The organism is uncultured Anaerococcus sp., assembly GCF_937934665.1.
GTDB lineage: Bacteria > Bacillota > Clostridia > Tissierellales > Peptoniphilaceae > Anaerococcus.
This window is the reverse complement of record NZ_CALGYW010000132.1, coordinates 1-4,093: the sequence shown is the minus strand read 5'-3', so window position 1 is coordinate 4,093 and position 4,093 is coordinate 1. Positions and strand designations below refer to the sequence as shown.

Annotated in this window: 3 protein-coding genes and 1 pseudogene; 3 read left to right on the top strand and 1 reads right to left on the bottom strand. The window is 39.2% G+C overall.

The annotated features are described in order from the left end of the window. Positions 1-461: 461 nt before the first annotated feature. On the bottom strand, positions 462-1,034 hold the full coding sequence (locus Q0410_RS06850) for a DUF3783 domain-containing protein (protein ID WP_299034733.1): 573 nt from the start codon (positions 1,032-1,034) through the stop codon (positions 462-464). A 105-nt stretch (positions 1,035-1,139) separates the two neighbouring features. On the opposite strand from Q0410_RS06850, the gene Q0410_RS06845 reads away from it, so the two are divergent. The 3 genes and pseudogenes from Q0410_RS06845 (at position 1,140) to Q0410_RS06835 (ending at position 3,994) form a co-directional block, all read left to right on the top strand. Next, positions 1,140-1,616, top strand: a complete 477-nt coding sequence (locus tag Q0410_RS06845; RefSeq protein WP_299034730.1) for a hypothetical protein — start codon at positions 1,140-1,142, stop codon at positions 1,614-1,616. Between the two features lie 120 nt (positions 1,617-1,736). Next, positions 1,737-3,112, top strand: a pseudogene (locus Q0410_RS06840) (alanine/glycine:cation symporter family protein). Between the two features lie 54 nt (positions 3,113-3,166). Next, positions 3,167-3,994: a Cof-type HAD-IIB family hydrolase gene (locus Q0410_RS06835; protein WP_299034727.1), complete on the top strand. Its 828-nt coding sequence runs from the start codon at positions 3,167-3,169 to the stop codon at positions 3,992-3,994. The last annotated feature ends 99 nt before the right edge of the window (positions 3,995-4,093 follow it).

Below are 4,093 nucleotides of genomic sequence, written 5' to 3'. Positions count from 1 at the left end.
AATTTTAGCCGACTGAATGTCAAAAAGGTTTGGATATAGTTCAACATAAACAGGGAAACCGCCATATCAACGGTTTGCCGAAGGCAAACACATTATCCCCCGAGAGGGGTCGCTCGGAGGGTGTAAGTCTCCACGAGCCGACGGGCTTGCCGGGGGTTTAAAGGGGACCCGATGTGGGAACATCCTGCCCTAGCGGCCGAGAGCGACGAAACGTTCCCTAGGGCTCCCCTTTGAACGGAGTAGTCATGTAAATGACTAAGAAACAATAAAAGATAATGATAAATCTTGGATGTAAAGAAAAAGATAATGATAAATCTTGGATTCAAAGAAAAAAATAATTTATCTAGGATAAGAGAAAAAATCTGTTTTATATTCAGATAAAAAGGGAGCCTTTAAGCTCCCTTTTAAACTGACTAGTCATGTTAATGACAAATATTAGAAAAAATGCTATTAATCTTGGATTAATCCTCATTTTCTTTTTCAACTCTCAAGTTTTCATCCATCAATTTCAAATAATAATCCTTAGCCTTATCTATTTCAAATATTGATGAGTCTTGGAAAAATCCTTTGATTTCTTCTATCAAGTCCTTGGTTTTGGCGTCTTCGCCGTATTTTTCCTTGAGGGTGGATGCTTTTTCTAGTTGGGCGTTTATTTTGTGGATAAGGCCCATGGTTCTTGCTTCCTTGTCGTTTTCTATTAGGAGTTCTCTTAGAGACCAGCCTACGTTATTTTGGGTGGTTCCTGCCTTGTGTTGGACATTTACTCCGCTTTCTCTCAGTTCATCCATGACCCTAAACATTTTTTCATTATCAAAGTTAGAAAATAGGATAAAATCAAAATCGATATTAATATCCTTATCTACGTCAGTTTTTTTCTCATCAGAAAAACCTTCCATCCCTAAAAGATAACCTACGTAATGGTCTACCTGGTCTTCTTTTACTTCGATAATTTTTACGTCGTTAGCTGCACAAATTTCTTTAAATTTATCATAATCTTTTGCGTGCTTTGTATTATAAAATAGTATTTCTGCCATATTAACCTCATTTCTATACTTATATATAAATTATACTAATCATAAAATTAAGGTCAATTTGGAAAAATGGGTATATAATATAAAAGACTACCGCAGGAGGGGAAAATGGAAAATAAAACCATGGATATAGACATAAAAATAGCAAAAACTGATAAAATGATAAGAAAAGTAAGACAGGTAAGGGCAGCGGTTAAAATGGCTATGAAGCAAATGGATAACCAATATGCCTACACAACATCAACTATTCTAAGGGGCAATGTCTTCGGAGACCTTATTAGAAAAAAGAGGACAGATAAGCTAAACTCTAGCATAAACAAGGTTCAACAAGCCATGCTAAGGCTTGAAGCTGACCTACTTTTATATGATGAAAGCCTGGCAAGAAGTCTAAGACTACCAGCTAAGATGGCAGACCCTGCCAGGGTAAATGGGAAAGTAGATGATATCACCCTTAGAAGTAGGATGAGATATAGAGAATTTGATGTAGCCAAGAGTCTAAGAAACCTAGAAAAAATCCTGGACAGGCTAGAAGATGATAAGAAAGAATTGAGATTTATAAAAAAAGACCAAAAAGGACTTATATAATCAACAGAAGACAGAGCCAGGGGGTTCTGTTTTTTTCTTCCGAGACGAAAAAACAACAATCTCATTGTATTTAATAATTATTAGAATAAAATAATAAAAAAACACTTTTAAGGAAAAATTATGAGAGAGATTATTGAGAGTTTTAATGATTTTTTGTGGGGTTTGCTCCTTATAGTAGGTATTTTGGGGACTGGTATATATATATTAGTCTAAGACTTAAGGGTCTGCAGTTTAGAAAGCTGGGCTTTGCCCTAAGAAACACCCTGGGTAAGGCCTTTGCCAAACTTGATGGATCTGATGGTGATATTTCGCCCTTTTCTGCCCTAGCTACAGCCCTCGCTGCTACAGTTGGTACAGGCAATATAGTAGGTGTTTCCCTTGCTATCATCATGGGAGGGCCTGGAGCTATCTTTTGGATGTGGATAGCAGCTATTTTTGGTATGGCTACCAAGTTTTCTGAAGTAACCCTTGCCTTAGCCTATAGGGAAAAACGTGGGGGTTCCTTTGTCGGTGGTCCCATGTACTATATTGAAAATGGCCTAAAAAACAAAAAACTTGCCAAAGCCTTTGCTCTTTTTGCATCCCTAGCAGTTTTTGGCATAGGTAATTCTACCCAGTCAAATGCCATTGCAGGTGTTTTGAGAGACAATTTTGGTATAAGTACTATAGTTACAGGTCTTATCCTAAGTGTACTTGCAGGCATAGTTATAGTCGGGGGCCTTGCTTCCATATCCAAGGTTACAGAAAGACTCGTACCCTTCATGTCAATTTTTTATATCCTAGGATCAGTTTGGATAATATTTTTAAACAGAGCTAACCTTATCCCGGCCATCCAGTCAATTTTTGTTACTGCTTTTTCACCGATGAGTGTCGCAGGAGGAGTGGCAGGTATATCAGTAAGAGAGGTTATCTCTGCAGGTGTGGCAAGGGGTGTATTTACCAATGAAGCAGGCCTTGGTTCTTCGCCAATGGCCCATGCCTCAGCTACAACCGACCACCCAGTTCGCCAGGGTTTGTGGGGGATGACTGAAGTATTTGTAGACACCATGGTTATCTGTAGCCTAACAGCCCTAGTTATCCTAACTACTGGAGTAGACAGGTCAGTAGGAGTAGATGTAAGGACTTTGGTCGCAAGTGCCTTTTCTTCTGCATCAACTATAGGTGGCCTAATCTTGTCCCTAGGTATAAGCCTTTTTGCCTTTTCAACCATCTTAGGTTGGGCCTACTATGGTGAGCTTGCCATATCCTACCTTCTAGGAGAAGGAATAAAGAAATACTACAGGATTGCATATGTCATCTTTGTCTTTGTAGGAGCAAATATGGACCTAGAACTTGCTTGGACTGTAGCCAATATCCTAAACGGCCTAATGGCCCTTCCAAACCTCTACGCCCTCTTAAGACTCGCTCCGGTCTTAGTAAGGCTAGAAAAGGACTTCTTCAAAGACCCGATGAGAATAAGGAAGGGCAGAGAAGAATACCTGGGACTTTTGGACTAGGGTGAGAAAATAATAGATATTCCAATAATATTTATAATATAGTATAATATAAGTATGATTAAGCTAATTACCATCGACGTGGACGGGACCTTGGTCACTCCACTTAAGAGATTGACTAAAAAAAATATAATAGAAATAGACAGGGCAAGAGACCTCGGGGTCCATATTGCCCTGGCATCTGGTAGGCCATTTCACTCTATGGAAAGATATATAAAAAAGCTTGGCCTTATGCAAGAGGGCCACTTTAGCGTATGTCAAAATGGGTCTTATATAGTAGATAACGCTACTAAAGAGCCAATTGCAGGGGCCTTTCAGACAGTAGATGACCTTGCAAGGCTAGATAAGATTATGGCAGATTTTGATGTAGAGGTATCCGCCATGGATCATATAGGCTTTTACACAAGACATAAAAATCCAAGTTTTTATACCAAGGCCAGCTCCTTTATAAATAAGCTATCCCTAAGTCCTGTAAATTATGAAGATTTCCCAAAAGATATGCACTTTGGAAGGTTTTTAATCCTAGGATCTGCTAAAAGTATCAGGGAAGTTTTGGCAAATATGCCCAAGGAAGTCATAGATAATTATTATGCTGTCCAAACTGCACCATTTCAGATCGAAGTTATGAACAAAACAGCCAACAAGGGCCACGCTGTAAGGCAAATGGCACAAAAACTTGGCATCACAGCAGATGAAATCATGTCCATAGGCAACGAAAAAAACGACATACCCATGTTAGAGCAGACAGGTTTCCCTGTAGCTATGGCAAACGCAGTAGATGAACTAAAAACTCATGCCAAATTCATCACCAAATCAAACCTCCAATCCGGAGTAGGCTACGCAGTAAAAAGACTTATAGATAATGGTCTTAAGAGATATGAATAGAAAGCAAATGACCTCAATAGGGGTCGATTAAGAGCGTCGACAAAGTATATGAACCTGCACCATTCCGACAGAAAAGCCCTCAGATAGTTTACCTCGAGC

Coding starts and splice junctions, on each gene's coding strand:
- Q0410_RS06850 (WP_299034733.1), bottom strand. CDS start 1,034: ATGGCAGAAATACTATTTTATAATACAAAGCACGCAAAAGATTATGAT.
- Q0410_RS06845 (WP_299034730.1), top strand. CDS start 1,140: ATGGAAAATAAAACCATGGATATAGACATAAAAATAGCAAAAACTGAT.
- Q0410_RS06835 (WP_299034727.1), top strand. CDS start 3,167: ATGATTAAGCTAATTACCATCGACGTGGACGGGACCTTGGTCACTCCA.